This is a genomic window from Actinotalea sp. C106 (genome assembly GCF_023630195.1).
Taxonomy (GTDB): Bacteria; Actinomycetota; Actinomycetes; order Actinomycetales; family Cellulomonadaceae; genus Actinotalea.
In genome coordinates this window covers 1-4,959 of sequence record NZ_JALPKN010000236.1, presented here as the reverse complement: position 1 = coordinate 4,959, position 4,959 = coordinate 1, and the positions used below count along the sequence as shown (strand labels likewise).

5 protein-coding genes are annotated in these 4,959 nt (G+C 69.9%); all 5 read right to left on the bottom strand.

Going from position 1 to position 4,959, the window contains the following annotated elements; genetic code table 11:
* Positions 1-1,905: flagellar biosynthesis protein FlhA (locus L0B03_RS13830; RefSeq protein ID WP_250446754.1), on the bottom strand; the 1,905-nt coding region annotated here is incomplete at its 3' end.
* 73 nt (positions 1,906-1,978) lie between these two features.
* Positions 1,979-3,091, bottom strand: coding sequence for an EscU/YscU/HrcU family type III secretion system export apparatus switch protein (locus L0B03_RS13825; RefSeq protein ID WP_250446752.1), 1,113 nt, complete (start codon positions 3,089-3,091; stop codon positions 1,979-1,981).
* Positions 3,088-3,870 (bottom strand): flagellar biosynthetic protein FliR, encoded by a 783-nt coding sequence (locus L0B03_RS13820; RefSeq protein ID WP_250446750.1) that lies wholly within the window; start codon positions 3,868-3,870, stop codon positions 3,088-3,090. Before L0B03_RS13820 ends, L0B03_RS13825 begins: the two co-directional genes overlap by 4 nt.
* A gap of 1 nt (position 3,871) precedes the next feature.
* Positions 3,872-4,144: a flagellar biosynthesis protein FliQ gene (gene fliQ, locus L0B03_RS13815; protein WP_250446747.1), complete on the bottom strand. Its 273-nt coding sequence runs from the start codon at positions 4,142-4,144 to the stop codon at positions 3,872-3,874.
* On the bottom strand, positions 4,144-4,959 hold an 816-nt coding region (gene fliP / locus L0B03_RS13810; protein ID WP_308200065.1), incomplete at its 5' end, for a flagellar type III secretion system pore protein FliP. The genes fliP and fliQ, both read right to left, overlap by 1 nt.

Genomic DNA, 4,959 nt, shown 5'->3' with positions numbered 1-4,959 from the left:
CAGGACGCCCTCACGGCCCGAGGCCTCGCCCGCCGCGGCGATCTGCCGCAGCGACCCCAGCACGCGGTCGGCCTTGGCCGGGTCGAGCAGCAGCTGGGCACCGCCGTCGGCCGGCCGCATGGCCTCCATGAGGCTCTGCTCGAGGGTCGGGTCCAGGGTGATGACCCGCAGCACGCCGTCCTGGGCGTACGGGGCCGCGAGCGCGGGGCCCAGGGCGGTGCGTGAGGCCTCGATGAGGCCCTCGGTGTCGGTGCTGACCTTGGCACGCAGGGTCAGGCCCTCGAAGATGCGGCTCAGGTCGCGGATCGCCACGCGCTCGGCGAGCAGCCCTTGCAGCACCCGCTGCACCTCGCCGAGGGTCAGCAGGCCGGGGACGAGCTCGTCGACCACCGACGGGTTGACCTGCTTGACCCCCTCGGTGAGCACACGTACGTCCTCGCGGGAGATCAGCCGCGGGGCGTTGGCGTCGATGATCGCGCCGAGGTGGGTGATGAGCACCGAGACGCGGTCCACGACCGTGGCGCCGACCATCTCGGCAGCGTGGCGCAGCTCGCTGGGGATCCACTTGCCCGGCAGCCCGAAGACCGGCTCGACGACGGTCGTCCCGCCGAGGCTCTCGAGGTTGTCGCCCAGCGCCAGCAGGCGCCCACCGGGGGCCTCGCCGCGGCCGACCTCGACCCCGGCGATCCGCACCACGTACGTCGAGCGCGGGAGCTCGACCGAGTCGCGGGTCCGGACGGGCGGGACGACGATGCCGAGGTCCATGGCGATCTTGCGGCGCAGGCCGCGCACCCGGGCCAGCAGGTCCTGGTCGCTGCCGCTGCCGACCATGTCGACCAGGTCGGGGGCGAGGAGGATCTCGAGGGTGTGCACCCGCATCTGCTCGATGAGGGCCTCGGGGGTGTCGGCCGACGGTGAGGTGGTCGCGGCGGTGGCCTCGATCTCCCCGGCGGCGGCCTCGGCCTTGGCGTTGGCGCCGATGCGCTGACCGACGAGCAGGAGGGCCGCGCCGACCACGATGAAGGGCAGCTTGGGGAGCCCGGGCACCAGGGCCAGGGCGATCGCGGCCGAGCCGGCGATCATCAGGGCCGTGCGGCTCTGCGTCAGCTGGCCGCTCGCGGCGGCGCCCAGGTCACCCGAGGCGGTCGCGCGGGTCACGATGAGGCCGGTCGCGACGGACATCAGCAGGGCGGGGATCTGGGTGACCAGGCCGTCGCCGATGGTCAGCAGGCTGAACCGCTCGATGGACTCCCCGGCGGACATGCCCATGTTCAGCATGCCGACGGCGAACCCGCCGAGCAGGTTGATGATCGTGATGATGATGCCGGCGATCGCGTCGCCCTTGACGAACTTCGATCCACCGTCCATGGCGCCGTAGAAGTCGGCCTCGGCCGAGATCTCGGCGCGGCGGGAGCGCGCGGTGTCCTCGTCGATCAGGCCGGCGTTGAGGTCGGCGTCGATGGCCATCTGCTTGCCGGGCATCGCGTCGAGGGTGAAGCGCGCCCCGACCTCGGCCACACGCCCCGCACCGTTGGTGATCACGACGAACTGGATCACCACGAGGATGAGGAAGATGACCAGGCCGATGATGAGCGAGCCGCCCACCACGATGGTGCCGAAGGCGTCGATCACGTCCCCCGCGTAGCCGTCACTCAGCACCAGCCGGGTCGAGGCCACGTTGAGCCCGAGCCGGAACAGGGTGAGCACCAGCAGCAGCGAGGGGAAGACCGAGAAGTCGAGCGGCTTCTTGACGTACATCGCCGTGAGCAGCACCACGAGGGCCATGACGATGTTGATGACGATGAGGAAGTCGAGGAGCTCGGCGGGCAGCGGGACGACGAGCATCATGACGATGCCCACCACGCCGACAGGGACGCCGAGCTGGGTGATCTGCTTGGCCTTCATGCTCGGGCCTCCTCAGGGTGGGTCGTGGTGCTGGCAGTGGTCGGGGGGTGGGGCGGGCGTGCGGGTCGGGATCTCACGCCGCCTCCGGGATCTTGGTGGGGCCGTCCGGCGGCTTGTGCATGCCGGTCGCGGCACCCCGGCGCCGTAGGGCCATGACGAAGGCGAGGATCCGCGCGACCGCGGTGTACAGGTGGGCGGGGATCTCCTGGTTGAGCTCGCAGGCCGCGTGCAGGGCCCGGGTCAGCGGGATGTCCTCGACCATGGGGACGTTCTTCTCGGTCGCGACCTCACGGATCTTCGCGGCGATGTGGCCCGCACCCTTCGCGACCACCTTGGGGGCACCCGTGCCCGGCTCGTAGCGCAGGGCCACGGCCACGTGCGTCGGGTTCACCAGGACGACGTCGGACTGGGCGACCTCGGAGATCATGCGGTTGCGGCTCATCGCGATCTGCTTGGAGCGGATCGCGCCCTTGAGCATCGGGTCGCCCTCGGTCTGCTTGTGCTCGTCCTTGACCTCCTTCTTCGTCATCCTGGTCTTCTTGCGGTTCGCCTTCCCGATGACCAGGAGGTCGAAGACCGCGAGGACGAGCCCTGCGACGACAGCCGTGCGGACCAGGCTGCCGACCCCCGAGCCCGCGGCCCCGAGGATCTGGTTGAGCGACAGGGTGCCCGAGCCGAGCATCAGAGGGATCAGCCCCTGGACCACGGTGTAGAGCACCGCACCGATCGCGAAGGCCTTGAGCGCTGCCTTGAGGCCCTGCCACCAGGCCTGCATGCCGAACTTCTGCTTGATGCCCTTGACGAGGTTGAACTGCTTGAACGTCGGCTTGAGCTTCTTGGTCGAGATGTGGATGCCGCCCTGCAGGGCCGAGCCGATGATCGCCGCGAGCACCACGACGGCGAACAGCGGCAGCATCGTCCACACGATCGAGGACATGCCGTCGAACACGGCGGTGACCGCGAGCTCGGGGTCGGGGTTGGCGATGGCCTCCTCGACCATGCTCATCTGCTCGAGGGCCGCCCCCTGCCCGCTGCTCATCACGAAGGTGAGCATGATCGCGCCGGTGCCGATGCCGATCCACGCGGAGAGGTCCTGCGAGCGCTGGAGCGACCCCTCCTTGCGGACCTCCTTCATCCGCTTCGGGGTCGCGTTCTCGGTCCGCTCCTGACCGCTCTGCTCGCTCACCGCCCGACCTCCAGCACGCGGGTCACCGCGGTGTCGCTCAGCGCGGCCACGATCTGCGGCAGGGCCAGGTAGGCCGTCGCGCCGAGGGTCACGGTGAGCAGGATCTTGAGCGGGAAGCCCAGGGCGAAGGCGTTGAGGGCCGGGGCCACGCGGGTCAGCAGCCCCAGGCCGACGTCGGCGAGGAAGAGCACGACGATCAGCGGGCCGGCGACCTGCAGGGCCGAGAGGAACAGGTCGGTGATGCCCTCGGTGACCGCCTCGCTCATGGCGCCGAGGTTGAGGGGGGTGCCCAGCGGCAGCGCGTCGAAGCTGCGCATCAGGCCCGCGAGGATCACGTGGTGCGCGTTCGAGGCGAACAGCAGCACGATCGTCGTCATCGTGTAGAGCCTGGAGAACTGCGCACCGTTGGTCATGCTCATGGGGTCGAAGGCCTGCGCGAGCTGGAAGCCGCCGAACAGGTCGATCATGTTGCCCGCGGCCTGCACCGCGGCGAAGACCATCGCCACCAGGAAGCCCAGCGCCCCACCGATGACTGCCTGCATCACGAGGTCGCCGATCAGCTGGGCGGTGCCCGAGGCGATCGAGGTGCCGACGGTCTCCCCCGCGGCGGCGATCGCGCGCGGGGTGGCCAGCAGGCCCAGCCCGACGGCGAGCATCGCCTTGATCCGCCCTGGCACGGCGCCGTGCGAGAAGGGCGGGGCGATCACCAGGAAGGCCGCGATGCGCACACCGGCGAGCATCATGACCTCGATGGTCGCCAGCGGGATGGTCAGGCCCATGTCAGCCCCCCAGCAGGCTGGGGATGCGCGAGAACATCTCCTGGGTGAAGGAGACGGTCTCGGCGATCATCCAGTGGCCCGAGACGAGCAGCGCGATCGCGACCGCGATGGCCTTGGGCACGAAGCTGAGCGTGACCTCCTGGACCTGCGTGATCGACTGCAGCAGGGAGACCGCGAAACCCACCACGAGCGCGGTGATGAGGATGGGTGCGGAGAGCTTGGCCGCGAGGAGCATGGCCTGGAAGCCGATGTCGAGGACCGCCGTGGTGTCCACTAGACGTAGCTCCCCACCAGTGCGGTGACGATCAGGCCCCAGCCGTCCACGAGGACGAAGAGCAGGAGCTTGAAGGGCAGCGAGATCATGACCGGCGGGAGCATCATCATGCCCATGCTCATCAGGGCGGCCGCGACCACCAGGTCGATGACCAGGAACGGCACGAAGATGACGAAGCCGATGATGAAGGCCGAGCGCAGCTCGGAGAGCATGAAGGCGGGGATGAGCGTGGTCATCGCCACGTCGTCGACCGTCTCGGGGTTCTCCATGTCCGCGGCCCGGGTGATGAGGGCGAGGTCCGCCTCGCGGGTGTGGGCCAGCATGAACTCGCGCAGCGGGCCCGAGCCGACGTCGATCGCCTCGGTGAAGGTCGCGTCGCCGGTCAGGTAGGGCTGGACGCCGACGTCGTTCACCTCGCCGACGACCGGGGCCATGATGAAGAGGCTGAGGAAGAGGGCGAGGCCCGCGAGGACCTGGTTGGGCGGGACGCCGGTCAGGCCCAGGGCGTTACGGGTCAGGGCCAGCACCACGAAGATCTTGGTGAAGCTCGTCATCATCAGCAGCAGGGCCGGGGTGACCGAGAGCAGCGTGATGGCCAGCAGCACGACGATCGAGCTGTTCGGCGTGCCGTTGACCCCGTTGAGGTCGATGGTCACGGCCGGGTCGCCCTCGGGGGCGACCGGCTCGGTCGGTGCGGTGGGATCGACCGGGTCGATCGGGGCGGCCTGCGCGACCCCGGCCAGCAGCACGGTCGCCACCAGGGCGACGAGCAGCAGCGCCAGGAGGCGCAGCGCGGTGGTGCGCAGCCGAGCGGC